Annotated in this window: 20 protein-coding genes and 2 pseudogenes; 14 read left to right on the top strand and 8 right to left on the bottom strand. The window is 72.9% G+C overall.

Annotation, left to right across the window (positions count from 1 at the left end; translation table 11 throughout):
- The first annotated feature begins 30 nt into the window (after nt 1-30).
- Nucleotides 31-1,440 carry a glutamate--tRNA ligase gene (gene gltX, locus AB0C01_RS14950; protein ID WP_357244864.1) on the top strand — a complete coding sequence of 470 codons (1,410 nt, stop codon included), beginning with the start codon at nt 31-33 and terminating at the stop codon, nt 1,438-1,440.
- A gap of 280 nt (nt 1,441-1,720) precedes the next feature.
- Entirely contained in the window at nt 1,721-2,269 is a 549-nt protein-coding gene (locus AB0C01_RS14945) for a DinB family protein (RefSeq protein ID WP_357571385.1), read from the top strand.
- Nucleotides 2,270-2,391: 122 nt separating this feature from the next.
- Here AB0C01_RS14945 and AB0C01_RS14940 read toward each other — a convergent pair.
- Together AB0C01_RS14940 and AB0C01_RS14935 are read right to left on the bottom strand one after the other, a co-directional pair.
- Nucleotides 2,392-2,511: pseudogene (locus AB0C01_RS14940) on the bottom strand (transposase); the annotation flags it as partial.
- Between the two features lie 123 nt (nt 2,512-2,634).
- Complete coding sequence (locus tag AB0C01_RS14935; RefSeq protein WP_357571384.1) at nt 2,635-3,252, bottom strand: copper resistance protein CopC; 618 nt, start codon at nt 3,250-3,252, stop codon at nt 2,635-2,637.
- Between the two features lie 241 nt (nt 3,253-3,493).
- Between AB0C01_RS14935 and AB0C01_RS14930 the strand changes: the two genes are divergently transcribed.
- Entirely contained in the window at nt 3,494-4,144 is a 651-nt protein-coding gene (locus AB0C01_RS14930) for a hypothetical protein (RefSeq protein ID WP_357244861.1), read from the top strand.
- A gap of 32 nt (nt 4,145-4,176) precedes the next feature.
- On the opposite strand, the gene AB0C01_RS14925 is transcribed toward AB0C01_RS14930, so the two are convergent.
- Together AB0C01_RS14925 and AB0C01_RS14920 are read right to left on the bottom strand one after the other, a co-directional pair.
- Nucleotides 4,177-4,497 (bottom strand): hypothetical protein, encoded by a 321-nt coding sequence (locus AB0C01_RS14925; RefSeq protein WP_357571383.1) that lies wholly within the window; start codon nt 4,495-4,497, stop codon nt 4,177-4,179.
- A 213-nt stretch (nt 4,498-4,710) separates the two neighbouring features.
- Nucleotides 4,711-5,253: a phosphoribosyltransferase family protein gene (locus AB0C01_RS14920; RefSeq protein ID WP_357571382.1), complete on the bottom strand. Its 543-nt coding sequence runs from the start codon at nt 5,251-5,253 to the stop codon at nt 4,711-4,713.
- 120 nt (nt 5,254-5,373) lie between these two features.
- On the opposite strand from AB0C01_RS14920, the gene AB0C01_RS14915 reads away from it, so the two are divergent.
- The 8 genes and pseudogenes from AB0C01_RS14915 (at nt 5,374) to fabF (ending at nt 13,012) form a co-directional block, all read left to right on the top strand.
- Nucleotides 5,374-6,579, top strand: a complete 1,206-nt coding sequence (locus AB0C01_RS14915) for a histidine kinase (RefSeq protein WP_357571381.1) — start codon at nt 5,374-5,376, stop codon at nt 6,577-6,579.
- Entirely contained in the window at nt 6,576-7,259 is a 684-nt protein-coding gene (locus AB0C01_RS14910) for a response regulator transcription factor (RefSeq protein WP_357571380.1), read from the top strand. The genes AB0C01_RS14915 and AB0C01_RS14910 overlap by 4 nt, the downstream gene beginning before the upstream one ends.
- A 136-nt stretch (nt 7,260-7,395) precedes the next feature.
- Nucleotides 7,396-8,199 (top strand): septum formation family protein, encoded by an 804-nt coding sequence (locus tag AB0C01_RS14905; RefSeq protein WP_357244851.1) that lies wholly within the window; start codon nt 7,396-7,398, stop codon nt 8,197-8,199.
- 11 nt (nt 8,200-8,210) lie between these two features.
- Complete coding sequence (locus AB0C01_RS14900) at nt 8,211-9,512, top strand: helix-turn-helix domain-containing protein (RefSeq protein ID WP_357244849.1); 1,302 nt, start codon at nt 8,211-8,213, stop codon at nt 9,510-9,512.
- Nucleotides 9,513-9,590: 78 nt separating this feature from the next.
- Nucleotides 9,591-10,499: pseudogene (locus tag AB0C01_RS14895) on the top strand (ACP S-malonyltransferase); the annotation flags it as partial.
- 14 nt (nt 10,500-10,513) lie between these two features.
- Nucleotides 10,514-11,458, top strand: a complete 945-nt coding sequence (locus AB0C01_RS14890; protein WP_357244847.1) for a beta-ketoacyl-ACP synthase III — start codon at nt 10,514-10,516, stop codon at nt 11,456-11,458.
- 85 nt (nt 11,459-11,543) lie between these two features.
- The gene (locus tag AB0C01_RS14885; protein WP_030330276.1) at nt 11,544-11,783 is read left to right on the top strand and encodes an acyl carrier protein; all 240 of its coding nucleotides are present in this window, start codon (nt 11,544-11,546) and stop codon (nt 11,781-11,783) included.
- Nucleotides 11,784-11,785: 2 nt separating this feature from the next.
- Nucleotides 11,786-13,012: a beta-ketoacyl-ACP synthase II gene (gene fabF, locus AB0C01_RS14880; RefSeq protein ID WP_357244845.1), complete on the top strand. Its 1,227-nt coding sequence runs from the start codon at nt 11,786-11,788 to the stop codon at nt 13,010-13,012.
- A gap of 48 nt (nt 13,013-13,060) precedes the next feature.
- On the opposite strand, the gene AB0C01_RS14875 is transcribed toward fabF, so the two are convergent.
- Nucleotides 13,061-13,279, bottom strand: coding sequence for a hypothetical protein (locus tag AB0C01_RS14875; protein ID WP_357244843.1), 219 nt, complete (start codon nt 13,277-13,279; stop codon nt 13,061-13,063).
- Nucleotides 13,280-13,414: 135 nt separating this feature from the next.
- On the opposite strand from AB0C01_RS14875, the gene AB0C01_RS14870 reads away from it, so the two are divergent.
- On the top strand, nt 13,415-14,080 hold the full coding sequence (locus tag AB0C01_RS14870; protein WP_357244841.1) for a lipoprotein: 666 nt from the start codon (nt 13,415-13,417) through the stop codon (nt 14,078-14,080).
- A gap of 30 nt (nt 14,081-14,110) precedes the next feature.
- Here the strand turns inward: AB0C01_RS14870 and AB0C01_RS14865 are convergent, their stop codons facing one another.
- Both AB0C01_RS14865 and AB0C01_RS14860 read right to left on the bottom strand, forming a co-directional pair.
- On the bottom strand, nt 14,111-15,844 hold the full coding sequence (locus tag AB0C01_RS14865; RefSeq protein ID WP_357571379.1) for a glycoside hydrolase family 3 N-terminal domain-containing protein: 1,734 nt from the start codon (nt 15,842-15,844) through the stop codon (nt 14,111-14,113).
- Between the two features lie 86 nt (nt 15,845-15,930).
- The gene (locus tag AB0C01_RS14860) at nt 15,931-16,422 is read right to left on the bottom strand and encodes a DUF3145 domain-containing protein (RefSeq protein WP_357244838.1); all 492 of its coding nucleotides are present in this window, start codon (nt 16,420-16,422) and stop codon (nt 15,931-15,933) included.
- A gap of 309 nt (nt 16,423-16,731) precedes the next feature.
- Here AB0C01_RS14860 and AB0C01_RS14855 point away from each other — a divergent pair, with 309 nt between their 5' ends.
- On the top strand, nt 16,732-17,061 hold the full coding sequence (locus tag AB0C01_RS14855; RefSeq protein WP_238687209.1) for a hypothetical protein: 330 nt from the start codon (nt 16,732-16,734) through the stop codon (nt 17,059-17,061).
- Between the two features lie 74 nt (nt 17,062-17,135).
- Here AB0C01_RS14855 and AB0C01_RS14850 read toward each other — a convergent pair whose 3' ends face one another.
- Nucleotides 17,136-17,762, bottom strand: a complete 627-nt coding sequence (locus AB0C01_RS14850; protein WP_357244836.1) for a carbonic anhydrase — start codon at nt 17,760-17,762, stop codon at nt 17,136-17,138.
- Nucleotides 17,763-17,921: 159 nt separating this feature from the next.
- Here AB0C01_RS14850 and AB0C01_RS14845 point away from each other — a divergent pair, with 159 nt between their 5' ends.
- Nucleotides 17,922-18,869: an alpha/beta hydrolase gene (locus AB0C01_RS14845; RefSeq protein ID WP_357244834.1), complete on the top strand. Its 948-nt coding sequence runs from the start codon at nt 17,922-17,924 to the stop codon at nt 18,867-18,869.
- Nucleotides 18,870-18,905 lie beyond the last annotated feature (36 nt).

Here is an 18,905-nt window from a genome sequence, read left to right as displayed (position 1 = left end):
GCGGTCGCGGGCCGCCGTAGGCTGGGGGACGTGACGGTACGTGTGCGCTTCGCCCCCTCCCCGACCGGTATGTTCCACGTCGGCGGTGCCCGCTCGGCGCTGCAGAACTGGATCTACGCCAAGCAGCAGGGCGGGGTGTTCGTGCTGCGCGTCGAGGACACCGACGCGGCGCGCAACAAGCCCGAGTGGACCGAGGGCATCCTCTCCGCGCTGGACTGGATCGGCATCTCCCGGGGCAGCTACGAGGGTCCGTACTTCCAGTCGGAGAACGCCGGCGAGCACCGGGCCGCCGCCGCTCGTCTCTACGACTCGGGCCGCGCCTACTACTGCGACTGCACCCGCGAGGACGTGCAGGCCCGCACCGGCTCCCAGTACCAGGGCTACGACGGCTACCACCGCGACCGTGGCCTCGGCCCGGGTCCGGGGCACGCACTGCGCTTCCGGACGCCCGACGAGGGCACGACAGTGGTGGTCGACCTGATCCGCGGTGAGCCCACCTTCGAGAACAAGCTCATCGAGGACTTCGTCATCGCCCGCGGCGACGGCTCGCCGGTCTTCCTGCTGGCCAACGTCGTCGACGACATGACCATGGGGATCACCCACGTGATCCGGGCCGAGGAGCACCTGCCCAACACGCCCAAGCAGCAGTTGCTCTGGGACGCCCTCGGGGTCAAGCCGCCGATCTGGGCGCACGTGCCGGTGGTGGTCAACGAGAAGCGGCAGAAGCTCTCCAAGCGCCGGGACAAGGTCGCCCTGGAGGCGTACCGCGACGAGGGCTACCTCGCCGGCGCGATGCGCAACTACCTGATGCTGCTCGGCTGGGCACCGTCCGGCGACCGGGAGATCGTCCCCTGGTCGGTCATCGAGGACGAGTTCCGGTTGGAGGAGGTCAACCCCTCCCCCGCGTTCTTCGACGAGAAGAAGCTGCGCGCGTTCAACGGCGAGTACATTCGCGCGCTGCCCGTGCCCGACTTCATCGACGCCTGCCAGCCGTGGCTGACCGGCACCGGGACCATCGCGCCGCCGCCGTGGCAGCCCGAGGAGTTCGACGCCGACGCGTTCGCCGCCGTCGCCCCGCTGGCCCAGACCCGGCTCGCGCTACTCAGCGAGATCGTGCCGAACGTCGACTTCCTGTTCCTCGCCTCCCCGCTGATCGACGAGGCCGCCTGGGCCAAGACGATGAAGGACGGCTCGGCCGAACTGCTGGACGCCGCCATCGCGGCGTTCGAGGCGCTGGAGCCGTGGGACGCCGAGGCCCTGAAGTCGACGCTGGAGGCGGTCGGCGCCGAGCGTGGCCTCAAGCTCGGCAAGACCCAGGCACCGGTACGCGTCGCGGTCACCGGCCGCACCGTGGGCCTGCCGCTGTTCGAGTCGCTGGAGGTGCTCGGTCGCGAGCGCACCCTGACCCGGATGCGCGCCGCCCGACTCCGACTGGTCTGACTGTCGCTCGGCGACGCGTCAAGAACGCGTCACCGGCGCAACTCCGCACCGCCCCGCCTTTGCTCTGCACCCCGATAGGCGCCGGTCACAGACCGTAGCCGTCGCATCCGCGGGTGCAGAGCAAAGGCATCCCATGTGCGTTGGCTGTCAAGGCCCGCCGCAGCTTCCAGCGAAAAGATCAACGTTGAGGGGCCAGTTGAGGGAGGCGGCAACCCGTGCCGGCCGCCGTGATGGTCCCTGGGGTTGCCGATCGGGGCAAGAATCCCGTTCGACCCGGAACATGCGGGTGTGGCAAGGTCGCCTGGTGCCTGTATCCCGTCGTGACTTGCTGCGTTGGCAGTTCGACCTGACCTGGTCGCTGTTCGAGTACCACCTGGAACGCCTGGAGCCGGCGGACTTCCTCTGGGAGCCCGCTACGCATTGCTGGACGGTACGCCCGGATGCCGACGGCGGGTGGGCGCCGGACTGGGCGGATGCCGAACCTGACCCGATTCCCGTCCCGACGGTCGGGTGGATCACCTGGCATATCGGCTGGTGGTGGACGGTCGCTATCGACCATGCCCAGGGGCGCACGCCACGGGAGCGTACCGAGATCAGCTGGCCCGGTGACGGCGACAAGACGGTGGCGTGGCTGTGTGACCTCCGTACCGAATGGTTGGCGGTGTTCGACCAGCTCAGCGACGCCGACCTCGACGGTACCGCGCCGTTTCCGTGGCAGGACGATCCCGTGCACACCGTCGCCCACATGATCGCTTGGGTGAACGCCGAGCTGATGAAGAATGCCGCCGAGGTCGGCCAACTTCGGTTGCTGCGGCAGGCGCGCGGGTAGCCTCTGCCCTGACCCCGTCGACCGGTCCGTACGGTGAGGAGTCGCGGGCCTGGCCAACGGAAATCGTTGGTCTCTTGCTGGAAGCTACGGCTGGGCCGTCAAGCGGCGGACCGTGGCGGGTCGCTGTCGCCGGCCACCGGGCGCAGCTGGTGCCGGTCGGCGCGGACCATGTCGGCCAGCGTGTGGGCGTCGGCGGTGTCACTCTTGCCGCCGGAGACCGAGCGTCGTTCCCGATAGCGCGACATCCCATCAGCGGTTCTGTCTCCCGACCACCAGCAGGGGCACGATCTGCGCTCAGAACTCACACGGCTCTGGTCAAAGCCGAGTGCTCACCTGGCCCACCGGGAGCGGTGAGTAGCAGAGGGTCACCGAACTCGTTGCCGGCGGCGGAACAAGAGGCCGGCTGCGAGTGCGGCGAGCAGCAGCAGGCCGCCGAGCGCCCAGATCCACCAGCGACCGCCGGAGTCGGACTGCTCCGACGCCGCCGGCAGCGCAGGGGCCGTCAAGCTGCCAGGCGTCTCCGACGCGGGACCGACGGAGGGTGTGCCGACGGCCGAGGGCGAACCGGCCGGGCTGGCGCCACCGTCAGCCGACGGCAGGACGGCCGGGCTGGCGGCGGTCCCGGTCGTGAGGGTGAACCGCACCTCGCCCTTCACCGGGTGCCCGTCGCTGGACGCGAGCTGGTAGCCGACGACGTAGAGCCCCGCGGCCGCCGGCGTGAACGGCACTCGCACCCGCTTGCCAGCGAAGACGGGCGGGCCGCCAGCGACCACATTGTCCGGTCCCGTTATTGTGATCTTCGTCGTAGCCGGTGCGGGCGTGGCGAGGAACCGCAGCTCGATCCGGGCGGGCGCCGTCGCCACTCGGGCACCGTCGCGCGGATCGCTGCCGGTCAGCGAGTTGTGCGCGGCGGCCGGAGTGGCCGGCACCAGAAACGACACACCGAACGCCACGCCGAGCACCACTGGCACGACCCGTGCCATACGTGTAACCCTGCCCCCCATGAACCCCTCCGTAAGGGTACGATCCGCCCGCTGATCAAACGGCTCCTCATTAGTCGAGCAGAGATCGCAGATAGTTCCAATTACTGTTCCACAGGCTGCAACTCATCGACGTTTTGCGGAGTCTGTAGGTGTAGGACCGACCCTCCTGGTCGGCGTCGCATCGGCAGACCGCTCCAGGCGTCACACCGAAGCCATCCATCGAACGGGGCGAGGAGGCGGGATGGTCCGACACATGAGGCGGTTGGCCACCGTGGTGGTGGGCGCGCTGGCGACGGCGCTGCTGTCGTTCGGCACCGCCGGTCCGGCCTCGGCGGCGCCGAACCCGGCACCAGCCGGGGTGGACATCACCGGTGTGGGCCTCGACGCGCCGCTGCGCCTGCGCGCGGACACGCAGCCCGCACACGTCGGCGCGGTCATCGACCAGGTCAACTTCCTCGGGCAGACCGGCATGCGGACCGGGCCGAAGCCGGCCGACCTCGGTCCGAAGTACACGGTCGTGGTGTTCGCCGGTGAGACGGCGCAGCAGACGTACGACCTCTATCCCAAGGCGGTCGGCGGCCCGCGGGTCTACCGACCGGCGAAGCAGCCGGACGCCCGCAAGATCAGTGCTGGCTGGTTCCTGGGTCGGCTCAGCATGTCCGAGACCCTGCGCACCGCCGGTGTGCCGCTGGAGCGGCAGTTCGACACGGTCAGTGGCGGCGCGGGCGGTGGCGAGCGGGTGCTCCCGGAGGACACGCTCGACCCGGCGAAGGACCTCGACGACGCGCTCGGCGATCTGCAGCGCCTGCTACTGCTCAACGTCGGAGTGATGCTGACGATCACGGTCGGCCTCGCCGGGATCGCCCTGCTGATCCGCCGTCGTACCCGTTAGCTCCGGGCCGCCGTCGCCGAGGCGCCGGGGGCTCAGCACCAGCGGCGCGGTGGCCGCTCCCGGCGGGTGGCGCGTCGGCGCGGCCGGACCGGACCGTGCCGATGGGCCCCGGCCCAGCCGGCAAGGTCGCTGAGGCAACCAGCGGGGACGTCCGCGTCGGGCTCGCTCCGGGCGGGCGGCTCGGCGGAGCGCTGACGCGGGAGGGTGGTCTCGTCGTCGGCCCACGGCTCGACCGGGTGCGACGGCGCGCCGGCGGTCGGCCGACGGTGCTTGCCACTCGCCTGCGGGTCGTGGTGCCCCGGCCGGCAGGGCTCGCCCTGGGCGCAGCCGTGCTCGGCCTCCCCGTGCGCCATTCCCGGTCTCCTCACGCTCGCCTCACCCGCGGGTACTTCCCCGACGTGCCCCTGTCACCGTACTGGCCGGGACCGACGGGCCGCGCGCCGCGTACCCGGGGTCGGCACCGGCCAGCTCACGCAGACGACGGCGAGCGCGGAACCTGGTCGCGCAGTTCACAGCTTCTTTTCGTGCCGTTCACGCGGCGGCCCGCAACCCGGTCGGGCGGGCGCTCAGCGGGCGCGGTGCGCCTCCAGATCCGCCCGGCGCAGGAGCGCCCGCAATGCCACGCCGTGACCGGCGAGCGCCTCGGCCCCGCCCTCGGCGCGGTCGATGACGCAGAGGGCGTGCTCCACCCGGGCACCCAGTTCGCGGAGTTGGCCGGTGGAGATGACCACCTGTCCGCCGGAGGTGACGACGTCCTCGACCACCAGCACCTGCCGCCCGGCCAGGTCCGCCCCCTCGGCCAGCCGGGCCGTCCCGTACGGCTTGGCGCTCTTGCGGACGAACGCGCAGGGCAGCCCGGTGTGCCGGCCGAGCGCGGTCACCACCGGGATCCCGCCCATCTCCAACCCGGCCAGCACCTCGGTGCCCGTCGGGACCAGGTGCGCGAGGTGGGCGGCCACCCGGTCCAGCAGGCGGGGATCGGCCTCGAAGCGGTACTTGTCGAAGTACTCGTCGGCGGTCCGCCCGGAGCGGAGCACGAACGTGCCGGTCAGTCGGCAGGTCGCGTCGATCTCGCGGGCCAGGGCGGCCAGGTTCTCCCGATCAGTCATGTTGATCATTCTCGCGCTGTCGAGCACTGCCGCGCGTACCCCTTTCGGCGCATGTCGGTGCCGTCGGGCTCCTTCTCCGGGCGGTGTCGAAGCGTCGGCGGCTGTGGTGGGATCGTGGGCATGCGACCGCCACCGTGGCTCGGCTCCGGCACCCTCGGCCGCGACCTCGCGCTCGCCGCCGCGTCGCTGGCCGGCGGCCTGGTCCTCTACGCCCTGGGTTGGCAGCCGCAGGTCCGTCCGAACACGGGCGTGCCCTCGGCGCTGTTCCTGCCGCCGCTGCTGGTGATGTGCGCCGCCGTGGGCATGCGTCGGGTGGCCCCACGCGCCAGCCTGGCCGTGGGCACCGGGGCGCTGGCGGTGGACACCGCGCTCGGCAACTCGCTGGGCACGATCCTGGTCTACACGCAGGTGCTCTACGACGCCTGCGTGTACGGCCCGCCCCGGCTGTGGCGTTGGCTGCTGCGGGTGACCATCGGACTGAGCCTCGTCGGTGCCGTCGTCGGCGTAATCTCCCTCGACAACTGGCGCGGCGTCACCATCGGGGTGCTGGTGGTGCTCGCCGGGCTGCTGCCGGTCCTGACCGGGATCAGCGTGCGTCAGTACCGCGACCAGGCCGCCGCCGAACGGGCGCGGGCCGAGCAGACCGCCCGGCTGGCCGAGCTGGACCGCCAGCAGGCGGTCAGCGCCGAACGGGCCCGGATGGCCCGGGAGCTGCACGACGTCGTCGCCAACCACCTCAGCGCGGTCGCCATCCACGCCACCGCCGTGCTGTCCGTACCCGGCCTGGACCGCGGTCAGATCTCCTCGGCGTTGCGGGTGATCCGGGAGAGCAGCGTGCAGGGCCTGGCGGAGATGCGTCAGATGATCGAGCTGCTGCGCGAGCCGGCGACCGGTCGCGGGCCGGCTCCGACGGGCGACGGCCCGGCGCTGCCGGAGGTGGTCACCGCGCGGCTCGCCGAGGCGGACGGGTTGGTCGAGCGGATCCAGGCCGCCGGCCTCGCCGTGCGGGTGCGCACCGACGGCACCCCCGGCCCGCTGCCGGTGGGGGTGGACCTCGCCGCGTACCGGATCGTGCAGGAGTCGCTGACCAACGCGCTCAAGCACGGCACGGGTGAGGCGGAGCTGACCATCGCGTACCGGCCGGCGGAGGTGGTGGTGACGGTGGAGAATCCGGTGCGCGCACCCGGCGCCGGGTTGCCGGGCGCCGGAGCCGGGCTGATCGGGATGCGGGAGCGGGCCACGCTGCTGGCCGGGCGGTTCACCGCCGGGCCGCAGGACGGGCGCTGGCAGGTCCGGGCCGCCCTGCCCACCGGGGAGGTCGGGTGACCGGGCCGGCGGACGACGCGACGGTGCGGGTGGTGCTTGCCGACGACCAGCCGGCGGTACGCGCCGGCCTGGCCCTGATCCTGGGCGCCGCCGCCGGCCTGACGGTGGTCGGCGAGGCGGCCGACGGCGACGAGGCGGTCCGGCTGTGCCGGGAGTTGCGCCCGGACGTGGCCGTGCTGGACGTTCGCATGCCCCGCCGGGACGGGATCTCCGCGACCCGGGCGATCGTCGCCGAACTACTCGCCGACGTGCTGGTGCTCACCACCTTCGACCTCGACGAGTACGTCTTCGGCGCGCTGCGCGCCGGTGCGGCCGGGTTCCTGCTCAAGGACACCGACGCCGAGGGCCTGGTGGCCGCGGTGCGGACGGTGGCGAGCGGCGACGGGTTCATCGCCCCTGCGGTGACCCGCCGGTTGATCGCCGCCTTCGCGGCCACCGCACCGGGCGCGTCGGCGGACACCCGGGCCGCGCTGGGCACCCTCACCCCGCGGGAACGCGACGTGTTGGCCTGCCTCGGCCTGGGCCTGTCCAACCAGCAGATCGCCGACCGGCTGGTGCTGGCGGAGAGCACCACCAAGACGCACGTGAGCCGGATCCTGGCGAAACTGGGGCTGCGCAGCCGGGTACAGGCCGCGATCCTGGCCCAGGAGCTGGGGTTGCCCGCTCCCCCGCAACCGTGAGTCCCCGCGTCCACTCCGGACGCCGACGGACCGCCTGCCTGCCGTACGCTGCGCGCCACCGACGTCGATGTCGGCCGCTGAGAATGGGGAGACCGTGCGACGGTGGTGGGGGACGACGGCCCTGACGGTGTTGATCATGGGCGCGGGCGGTTGCGACGCCATCCTCGCCGAGGAACCATCCTCGTTCCTCATGCCCGAGGCCGGGGTGTGCCATGCCACCGCCTCCGACGAGCGCAGCCCGGAGGCGTACACGCCGATCCCCTGCTCGTCGAAGCACGAGACGGAGACCTTTCTGGCCGGCCTGTTCGGTGGCGCGGACGCCGACGCGTCGAAGCCACCGCCCGCCGACAGCGAGGGCATCGGGCGGGCGTACAAGTCCTGCGACGCCGAGGCTGCCCTGTTCCTGGGCGGCGAGTGGCGCGAGTCACGGCTGGCGATGCGGGTGCTGACCCCGTCGGCGGCCCGTTGGGATGCGGGTGAGCGGTGGTACCGCTGCGACCTGCTGGAGATGCATGCGGTGGACCGGTGGTTTCCGAATCCCCGGGCCAACACCCTGGCCGGCGCCCTGACCGGTGACTCGCCGCTGCGGCTGAGCTGCTTCACCGAACCGGAGGAGACCGCCAGCGGCGTCAACCTGCCGCCAACCGACTGCACCGGGCCGCACGCCACCGAGTTCGCCGGCCTCTGGCGGCCCGGTCCGGAGGCCGGCGAGGTCACCGACGAGGTCATGGAGGCGGGTTGCCGGTCACGGATCGCGCAACACGTCGGGCTGCCGGAGCGGGACCTGGGCGACCGGTTCGAGGTGGCGGCGCTCTTCCCGACGACCGAGCCCGAGTGGCAGGCGGGCGCCGGCGCCTGGTGTTTCCTGCACAGCCCCGGCCGAGTGCTCAACACTTCGGTGAAGGGCGCCGGTCGACGCGTGCTCCCGGCGACCCGCTGACCGGTGCCGACGTGGATGGCCTGCTCACGACGTGTCAGGCTAGGGCGGTGAGTACGCCGGGGGGTGGAGAGCTGGCGGCCACGCTGCGCCGGATCGAGCGTTCGGCGGGGGCGTTGGCCACCTCCAGCGTGGCCCGGATGGACGAGACGCTGCCGTGGTTCCGGGCGCTCCCGGCCGACCAGCGCTCCTGGGTGATGCTGGTGGCCCAGGCGGGCGCCCGGTCGCTGGTGCAGTGGTTGAGCGAGGGTGGTGGCACGGCGGACAGCACCCAGGAGGTCTCGGACGAGGTCTTCGCCGCCGCCCCGCAGGCGCTGGCCCGGTCGATCACCCTCCAGCAGACCGTCGCGTTGATCAAGGTGACCATCGACGTGGTCGAGGAGCAGGTGTCGCACCTGGCCGCCGAGGGTGAGGAGCAGCAGCTACGCGAAGCGGTGCTGCGCTTCTCCCGGGAGATCGCGTTCGCCGCCGCCCGGGTGTACGCGCGGGCGGCCGAGTCGCGTGGTGCGTGGGACGCCCGGTTGCAGGCCCTGCTCGTCGACGCGCTGTTGCGCGGTGACTCACCCGATGTGCTGGCCAGTCGGGCCGCCGCGCTCGGCTGGGCGGACGCGCCGCCGGTGGCGGTGGCGGTCGGTCGCTCCCCCGGTGGGGAGGTCTCCGCGGTGCTGCACGTGGTCTATCGGCAGGCCCGCCGGATCGGTGTGGAGGTGATCGGCGGGGTGCACGGCGACCGGTTGGTCATCGTGTTGGGCGGGGCGGCGGACCCGTTGACCGCCACCGCCAAACTCCTCGGCGCGTTCGGCGACGGGCCGGTGGTGGTCGGTCCGGCCGTACCGAGTCTGGACGAGGCGACCGAGTCGGCGCGGGCCGCGTTGTCCGGTTTCCGGGCCGCGCCGGCCTGGCCCGGTGCTCCCCGCCCGGTGCCGGCCGCGGATCTGCTGCCGGAGCGGGCCCTGGCCGGCGACGCGGAGGCTCGTCGACGGTTGCGCCACGACGTGTACGCGACGCTGGTGCGCGCCGGCGGCGAGTTGCTGGCGACGCTCGACGCCTTCCTGGCCGCCGGTGGCACGCTGGAGAGCGCCGCCCGCGCGTTGTTCGTCCATCCGAACACGGTGCGTTACCGGCTGCGGCGGATCGCCGAGGTGACCGGCTTCTCGCCGCTGTCGCCCCGGGACGCGTTCGCGCTTCAGGTCGCGCTGACCGTGGGGCGGTTGGACCCGGTCGTCCCGCTCTCCTCGACCGGACCGACCCAGACAATGACCCCGGCCAACCGGAAAACGGCACAAAACGAGGATGATCCTCGCCGATTTTTGTAGGAAACCTCCAAAGGTTCTAGTGCGGTTTGGTCGAAGGCGGCACAGCGTTACCCGCGCGAATCCGGGAGAGTCTTAGGCGTGCTCGCCGTACTTAGTCCCGGCCAGGGTTCTCAGAAACCCGGCTTCCTGACCCCCTGGCTCGACCTGACCGGCACCGAGGCGCGGCTGCGCGAGTGGTCGGCGTTGGCCGGGGTCGATCTGGTGCACCTGGGCACCGCCGCCGACGCGGACGAGATCATGGACACCGCCCGCACCCAGCCGCTGCTGGTCGCGGCGGCGTTGCTCGCGGCCGAACACCTGCCCCTGGACGGCGTCGGACTCACCGCCGGGCACAGCGTCGGCGAGTTGGGTGCCGCCGCCGTCGCCGGCGTGCTGACCCCGGAAGCCGCGATCACCCTCGCCGGCGTACGCGGCCGGGAGATGGCCGCCGCCTGCGCGCTGGAGCCGACCGGCATGGCCGCCGTGCTGGGCGGCGACCCGGACGAGGTGCTCACCGCGATCACGACGCACGGGCTGTACCCGGCCAACCGAAACGGCGCCGGGCAGACCGTCGCCGCGGGCGCGCTGGACGGGCTCGACAAGCTCGCCGCCGAGCCGCCCGCCCGTGCCCGGGTCATCCGACTCAAGGTGGCCGGCGCGTTCCACACCCCGTACATGGCCCCGGCGGAGACCGCGCTCGCCGCCGTCGCCGCCGAGATCACCCCCGCCGACCCGGTCCGGATCCTGCTGTCGAACCTCGACGGCACCGCCGTCGACAACGGCCCCGAGCTGGTGCGGCGCCTGGTCCGCCAGGTCACCGCGCCGGTGCGCTGGGATCTGTGCATGCGTACGCTGGCCGACCTCGGGGTCACCGGCGTGATCGAACTACCACCGGCCGGCACTCTCGCCGGGCTGGTCAAGCGAGACCTCAAGGGCGAGGGCGCGCCGGAGATCGTCACCCTGAACACCCCGGACGACCTGCCGGCCGCACGGGACCTGATCGCCCGCATCGGAGGTCGTTCATGACTGGCAGTCGCATCGTCTCGATGGGGCACTACCAGCCGTCCCGGGTGGTGACCAACGACGACATCGCCCAGCTCGTCGACACCAACGACGAGTGGATCCGCGACCGCGTCGGCATCGTCAGCCGGCGGATCGCCGACACCGAGACGGTGGCCGACATGGCCGCCGCCGCCGCCGGCAAGGCGCTGGCCAACTCGGGTCTGAGCGCCGCCGACATCGACCTGGTCGTGGTCGCCACCTGCACGTCGATCGACCGCAGCCCCAACGTGGCCTGCCGGGTCGCCGCCAAGCTGGGCATCACCGCCCCGGGCGCGTACGACCTGAACACCGCCTGCTCGGGCTTCGCGTACGCGCTGGGCACCGTCGACCACGCCATCCGGGCCGGCGCGTCGCGCAACGCGATCGTCATCGGGGCGGAGAAGCTGTCCGACTTCACCGACTGGACCGACCGTTCCACCTGCATCATCTTCGCCGACGGCGCCGGTGCGGCGGTGGTCACGGCCACCGCCGACGACGAGCCGTCCGGGATCGGGCCGGTGGTCTGGGGTTCGGTGCCGGAGAAGAGCGACGCGGTCCGCATCGAGGGCTGGCGCCCGTACGTCCAGCAGGAGGGACAGGCGGTGTTCCGCTGGGCCACCACCGAGCTGGCGCCGCTCGCCCTGCAGGCCTGCGAGCGGGCCGGGGTCGACCCGTCGGAGCTGGCCGCGTTCGTGCCGCACCAGGCCAACTCCCGGATCATCGACGGCATCGCCAAGCGCCTCAACATCCCCAACGCGATCATCGCGAAGGACATCGTCGAGTCCGGCAACACCTCCGCCGCGAGCGTGCCGCTGGCCCTGTCCAAGCTGGTCGAGCGCCGGGAGGTGCCCTCGGGCGCACCGGTGCTGCTGTTCGGCTTCGGCGGCGGCCTGACCTACGCCGGTCAGGTCGTCCGCTGCCCCTGAAGACCCCCTTCGACGCGTACGCGTCGAGGAGTGGCGGTCGGCGACGCCGTCCGTCGGACAACCCCGATGAAAGGAACCAACCGCAATGACCCGTGACGAGATCACCACCGGCCTCGCCGAGATCCTCGAAGAGGTTGCCGGAGTGAACCCGGACGACGTGGCCGAGGGGAAGTCCTTCACCGACGACCTCGACGTCGACTCGCTCTCCATGGTCGAGGTCGTGGTGGCCGCCGAGGAGAAGTTCGGCGTCAAGATCCCGGACAACGAGGTGCAGAACCTCAAGACCGTCGGTGACGCCGTCAGCTACATCGCGGCGCAGTCCTGATCATGAGTCGTCCTGACGTCGTCGTCACCGGGCTCGGCGCGACGACCCCGCTCGGCGGGGACGTCGCGTCGACCTGGGACGCCATGCTCGCCGGCCGCTCCGGGGTGAGTGCCCTCACCCAGGAGTGGGCCGCGCAACTGCCGGTCCGGATCGCCGCCCAGTTGGCCGTGGAGCCGTCCGAGGTGCTGGACCGGATCCGCCTGCGCCGACTGGACCGTTCCGAGGCGATCGCGATCATCGCGGCGCAGCAGGCCTGGGCGGACGCCGGCCTCGCCGGCTCCGACCTCGACGGGGAGCGGCTGGCCGTCAGCGTCGGCTCCGGCATCGGCGGTGCCACCACCCTGCTCGCCCAGGACGACATCCTCGAAGCGTCCGGGCCACGGCGGGTCTCCCCGCACACGATCCCGATGCTGATGCCGAACGGTCCGGCCGCCTGGGTCGGGCTGGAGTTGGGCGCCAAGGCCGGGGTGCACGCGGTGGCCAGCGCCTGCGCCACCGGCGCCGAGGCGATCGCGCTGGGCCTGGACATCATCCGTTCCGGCCGGGCCGACGTGGTGGTGGCCGGCGGCACCGAGGCGGTCATCCACCCGCTGCCGATCGCCGGCTTCAGCTCGATGCGGGCCATGTCGACCCGCAACGACGAGCCCGAGCGCGCCTCCCGCCCGTGGGACCGGGGCCGCGACGGCTTCGTCCTCGGCGAGGGCGCCGGCATCCTGGTGCTGGAGCGGGCCGAGCACGCCGCGGCCCGGGGCGCCCGGGTGTACGCGCGCCTCGCCGGCGCCGGCATCACGTCCGACGCGTACGACATCGTGCAGCCGCACGCCGAGGGCGAGGGCGCCATCCGGGCCATCGCCAAGGCGATCGCGGACGCAGACGTGGCCAAGCGGGACATCGTGCACGTCAACGCGCACGCCACCTCGACGCCGGTCGGTGACATGCTGGAGATCGGCGGGCTGCACAAGGCGCTCGGCGACCACCCGGTGCTGTCCGCGACGAAGTCGATGACCGGTCACCTGCTCGGTGCGGCCGGCGCGCTGGAGTCGATCGCCACCATCCTGGCGATCCGCGACAGTGTCGTCCCTCCGACGATCAACCTCGACGACCCGGAGCCCGGTCTCACGCTGGATGTCGCGGCGCACAAGGCCCGCCACATGGAGATCCCGGCCGCGTTGAACAACGCGTTCGGCTTCGGCGGCCACAACGTGGCGCTCGTCTTCGCCCGTCCCTGAGACGCTGCGCGCAGGGCCTCTCCTCGTCGAGGAGGGGCCCTGCGTCGTTCAGCCGCGGTTGCGGGGGTGCTGTTTCGCGGTGCGCTCGTTGCCGTGGCGGTAGTTGCCGGTCCAGCGGGCCATCACCAGCTGCGGGTCGTCGTCGACCTCGGCGAGGAACTCCGCGGCCCGAGCGCCGCGCAACGTGCCGGCGACCCGTCCGTGGTGGGTGATCACCACCGTGCCGTCCGCCCGCTGCGTGTGCCGGAATCCCGCTGCCTCTCCCATGCGGTGAGGTTGTCAGACCGAGCGGGGCGGCGGCGACCCGATTTCCGTCGCGCGGGCACACGATCCCCTGTTGACATGGAAACACCGCACGGATTGGATGGGCCGACTGTAGATCAATTGACGGGGACCACCACCATGCACACTCGTACCCGCGTCGCCGTGTCGGCGGCGCTCGCCCTCGGCCTGCTGGCCGGTTGCGGCGACGACGCCGCCGCTCCCGCCCGGCCCGCGGCCGGCGGCCCGGCCCCGCAGGCCACGGGCGAGCCCTGGTACGACGAGGTGGCCCCGGCATCGCCCAGCGGCACCGCCGGCGGCCCGGGTTCCCCCTGCCCGGTACCTGTGTCGTTTCCGCTGGCCGAAGGGTGGACGGCCAAGGCGATCGAGCCGCCCAAGGGCGAGCTGGCCGAACTGGTCGGCGAGGCGCTCACCAAACGCGGCGGCACCACCGTGCGCTGCGAGGTGGACGGCCGGGCGGCCGGTGGCGGGTTCCTGCGGATCTGGGCGGCGGACTCACCGACGGTCACCCCGCGCGCCGCGCTGGAGAGTTACGCCACCGGAGGCGGCGAGAAAGTTGCCGGCCAGCAGTTCCGCGACCTGCGCGCCGGCGGCTTCGACGCCACCGAGATGACCTGGCTCGCCACCGACGCGCTGGCCGAGGAGGAGTCGCGAAACTGGGCGCTGGCCGTCCAGTCGGCGGGTCAGACGCTGGTCTTCGAGGTCAGCGAGGGGCTGATCGTCGAACGGACCGACGTGCTGCCGGCGTATCGGCTCGCGGTGCGAGGGCTCGCGAAGAGCGAGTGAGGTGGGTGCCGACCGGTCCGCGCCGACCGGTCAGGTGCCACAGGTCGTGGCGGGCAGTCCGGGGACGGTCACCGGGGACCGTCCGCCCGGCCGGGCCTTGCCGGCCAGCACGGCGGCCAGCCCGGTCATGGACGCCCGGCTGGAGGAGTAGGTGGCCAGCAGCGTCGGTGACGTCGCACCACTCAGCACGTACGGGGTGTCCATGGCGACCGTGACCGCCGCGTCGGCGCGCAGGTCCTTGGCGCCGTCGCCGTAGCCCACCAGGTGCACGATCGTGCCGCCGCTGGGCTTGACCTGCACCCCGGCGGCGGTCAGCGCGGCGGTGAGCGCGGCGCGGGTGCCGTCCCGACCGCCGGAGGAGGTGACGGTGACCGGCCCGCGTACCGGGGCGCCGCAGGTGCCGCGCAGCACGGTGACGGCGGCGGCGGCCAGCGCGTCGGCCGCGGCGCGGTGAGCCGGGGCGTTGAGCGTGGACATCTGCGCGGCGGGGGTCTCCGCAAGCCGGAACTTCATGGTCAGCACCCGGGTGACCGCCTCGACCAGCCGGGTCCGGGGCAGCGACCCGCCGCGCAGAGCGGCGAGCAGCCCGTCGTACGCCTGACCGACGTTCGGGGTCATCAGGATGAGGTCGTTGCCGGCGTTGAGCGCCCGGACCGCCGCCTCGCCGGGAGCCCAGCGCTTCGCGGGCGGCATGTTCATCCCGTCGGTGATCACCACGCCCTTGAAGCCGAGCTGACCGCGCAACACGTCGGTGAGCAGCTTGTGGGAGAACGTCGCCGGGGTCCCCGGGTCGATCGCGCGCGCGTCCAGGTGCCCGGACATCACCGCCATCGCCCCGGCGTCGATGCCGGCGGTGAACGGCGGCCAGGCGCCGCTCTGCAACGCCGCGGCCGACTGGGTGAGCACCGGCAGATCCTGGTGCGAGTCGTCGGCGCTGTGGCCGTGCCCGGGGAAGTGCTTCAGGGTGGCCGCGACACCCTCCGCCTGGAGGCCGCGGACGGCGCCACCCACCTGCGCCGCGGCCTGCTTCGGGTCGGCGCCGAACGAACGGGAGCCGATCACGGTGCTGCGGGTGGCCAGCACGTCGGCCACCGGGGCGAAGTCGACGTTGATCCCCATCGCCGCCAGCTCGGCACCGGCGGCCCGCCAGGCGGCCTCGGTCAGCTTCGGGTCGCCAGCCGCGCCCGCCGCGAGGGCGCTGGGCAGCACGGTGACCCCGTCGGTCACCCGGGTGACGACGCCGTACTCCTGGTCGGTGCCGACCAGGAGTGGCGCGGGGCCGGCGGCGAGCCGACCGGCGGCGGCACGCAGCCCGCTGGTGAGTTCGTGCACCTGCTTCGGGTTGTCGACGTTCGTGGTCTCCTGGTTGCCCTTGGTCGGGTCGTCGGCGCTGAAGCCGACCAGGATCAGGCCGCCCAGCCGGTACTTGGTGATCATGTCGGCGGGGGTGTCGACCCCGGCGAGGGCCTGGTTGCCGGCGGCCGAGCCGGCGGAGACCTTCGTCGCCGAGTCGCCGTAGGCGTACGGCATCAGCACCTGACCGACAAGATCTTCGTCGGACAGCGTGGCGACAAGCGCCGCGGCACGGGCGGCGGGGTCGCTGGCCGGCGTCGCGGCGGGGGCGCTCGGGGCGGCGGACGCGCCGACCGGGCTGGCCGTCGGCGTGGGGCGCTCGGCGGCACCCGAGCAGCCGGAGACGAGCAGGGCGGTCAGGGCGGCGACTGCGACGGTGGCGCGCCAGGGGCGATTCGACACGCCGCCCATCCCACCAGCTTCTCCCTTATCGGGGCAACTTGACCTTACCGGTCGCGCCCGGCCCGACGCGTACGGCCAGCGGACGGGCGACCGGGTCAGCCCACGCGGGTGAGCAAGGTCACCGGGGCGCCGTCGCCGGCGTACCGGTAGGGCTCCAGGTCGGCGTCCCACGCGGTGCCGAGCGCCTTGTCCAGAGCGTGTGCCAGCGCCTCAGGCGCCCGGGAGGCGACCATCAGGGCGCGGAGCCGGTCCTCGCCGAGCTGGATGTCGCCCGCGACACCGACGGTGGCCCGGAACAGACCCCGCGCGGGCACGTACATGAACCGCTCGCCGTCGACACCGGGACTCGGCTCCTCGGTGACCTCGAAACGGATCATGGGCCACTGCCGGAGGGCAACAGCCAGCTCGGCGCCCGTCCCCGGACGACCGGTCCACCCGCACTCGGCCCGGCGTGCGCCGGGGTCGACGGGCTGAGCCGTCCACTGCAGGTTGACCGGCGCGGCTAGGACGCGCGCGATCGCCCACTCGACGTGTGAGCACACGGCGAGCGGGGTCGAATGGACGTATACGACGCCACGCGTTGGCACGGTGACCTCCCGGGAGAGCGAGGTGCGTCTTCCCCTACGACCTCGTCCACCCAGGTGGCTGCTGCAACACATGATGACTCCTGTGACGCGTGGTGCGCCAGGGAATCGGAAAAAACGCCGGCCGGAATAGCCGGACGGGTGGCTGCGGTTACCTCTCAGGACACCGCGACGACCAGCATGATGTCGTGGTCCTGTACAGTTCCACCGGCGGCTTATGCCGCGTTACACCTTCGCGGGCCGAGCGCAGTGTGGCCCGCACACAGCCCCCGGACGTCCAGTCCTCCCGTACGTCTTGCAAGGAGTACCTCCGTGGCGAGCAACACCTCTAAGACCGCGCGCGCGTCCGTCCGGGCCGGCCAGGCTGGCCAGGGTGGCGCCCTCAGCGTGCTGGGCGAGTTCAAGTACCTCATCCCGCTCAACGGCGGCAAGCACGCCTACGTGCGGAACCTGACCAACGGCAAGACCGCGCACCTGCGCACGGACTCCGACGCCTTCGTCGAGGAGATCCGCGTGCTGGCCGCCGCCGGCCACGCCGCCAAGATCCGGGCCGAGATCAACAACCTGGCTGTCACCCACCCGGGTGACGGCTGGGAGGCCACCGAGAAGCGCCTGGTCGCGGCCGGTGTCTTCGAGGGCTGAGCCCTCCCCCACCGCATCATCGAAACCGCCCGTCGGGAGTCCCGGCGGGCGGTTTCGCGTGTCCACGGTCCCGGTCAGCCCGGATCGAGCAGGGCGACCTCGCCGGTGGCCAGGTCGTAGAGGCCGCCGGCCACGGCCACCCGACCGGCGGCGACCGGCCCGGCCAGCAGGTCGTCCTCGCGCAGGGTGCGCACCGTCCGGCGGACGTGCCGGCGGATCGCGAGCGGCAGCACCGCCGGGTCGTCGATCCCCACCCCGGTCACCGCCGGGGCGATCTCGTCCACCAGGTACGCCAGCGAGCCACCGGGGCGCTCCCCGGCGCGCACCGCCGCCACCGTGGCCTCCACCGCGCCGCACCGCTCGTGCCCGAGGACCAGCACCAGCGGTACGCCGAGCTGACCGACCACGTACTCGATCGACCCGCACACCGCCCGGTCGAGGACGTGCCCACCGGTACGGATCACGCAGATCGCGCCGAAGGTCTGGTCGAAGATCGCCTCCAGCGGCACCCGCGAGTCGATGCAGCCGAGCACCACGGCGTACGGCTGCTGGTCGCCCGAGGCGGCGGCCGCGGCGGCCGTGACGTCGTGCCCGTGGATCGGCTGCCCGCTGACGAACCGCCGGTTACCGGCGAGCAGGTCGGCCAGTGCCGAGCGAGGAGTGCCGCCGGCCTGCCGCCGCTGCCCCGACGCCTCGCCCATGGGCGCTCCCGACGACCCCATGTCCTCCAGCTTGGCCCGCCGTCGGGCCCCACGGGCGAGGTCGGGGAATGTCAGCCGCGGCGCGATTGGCGTGGTGTCCTGGCGGGTAGCCGGATATTGGAGGGACTGGTGGTGCCGGGCGGCCCTGGGGAGGTGACGATGCCGGAGCGCTTCGAGGTCGGTATGCCCGACGGTGTACGGCTCAACGTCGAGGTGACGGGGCCGACGGACGCCCAGGTCACCGCCGTCCTGTTGCACGGCTGGACGTTGGACGGGCGCGCCTGGCACCGGCAGGTCGACGCGCTCACCGCGGCGTCGGTCGGCGGGTCGGTGCGGGTGGTCACCTACGACGCGCGGGGCCACGGCCGGTCCAGCTGCATGGCGTTGCCCTCGGCCACCCTGGCCCAACTCGGCGACGACCTGGCCGCGGTGCTCGACACGGTGGCGCCGGGCGGCCCGGTGGTGCTGGTCGGGCACTCGATGGGCGGCATGACGATCATGGAGTACGCCCACCGCCACCCCGCGCACTTCGCCGCCCGTACCGCCGGTCTGGTCTTCGTGTCCACCACCGCCGAGGGGCACACCCACACCGTCTACGGGCTCTCGCCGCGGATCGCCCGACTGATCCGGCTGGCCGAGACGACAGGCGCCGGTGTGCTGGCCCGGTGCGGCTCGTGGCGAGCGCCCCGGGCGCTGCTGAACGCGCTGCAACCGAGCATCAGGTGGATGCTGTTCGGAGACCGCTGCGAGCCGGCCGACATCCGGCTGGTGACGTCGGCGGTGGCTCGTGCCTCGCTGCGCTCGATCGGCGGGTTCCGTGCCTCCATCGGCACCCAGCACCGACTGGACACCCTCGGCGCGTTGGCGCACCTGCCGGCCGCCGCCCTGGTCGGCGACCGGGACCGGCTGACCCCGCCGCCCTGCGCCGAGTCGATCGCGGCGGCCCTCCCGGCCACCGAGCTGACCGTCTGCCCGGGCGCCGGGCACATGTTGATGATGGAGCGCCCGGACGAGGTCAACGCCGCGCTCACCGGCGTCCTGCGGCGGGTACTCACCGGGCCGACGTCCCCGATCGCCGGCGCGGCCGCCGCCGGGACGGGCGGCTGAGCGCGTTCCCGCACCTCGGGCGCGGCGGGCACGGCC

Source organism: Micromonospora sp. NPDC048905, assembly GCF_040649655.1.
Classification (GTDB): Bacteria; Actinomycetota; Actinomycetes; order Mycobacteriales; family Micromonosporaceae; genus Micromonospora.
The sequence above is the reverse complement of the archived record's forward strand: the minus strand, read 5'-3'. Positions and strand labels throughout refer to the sequence as shown.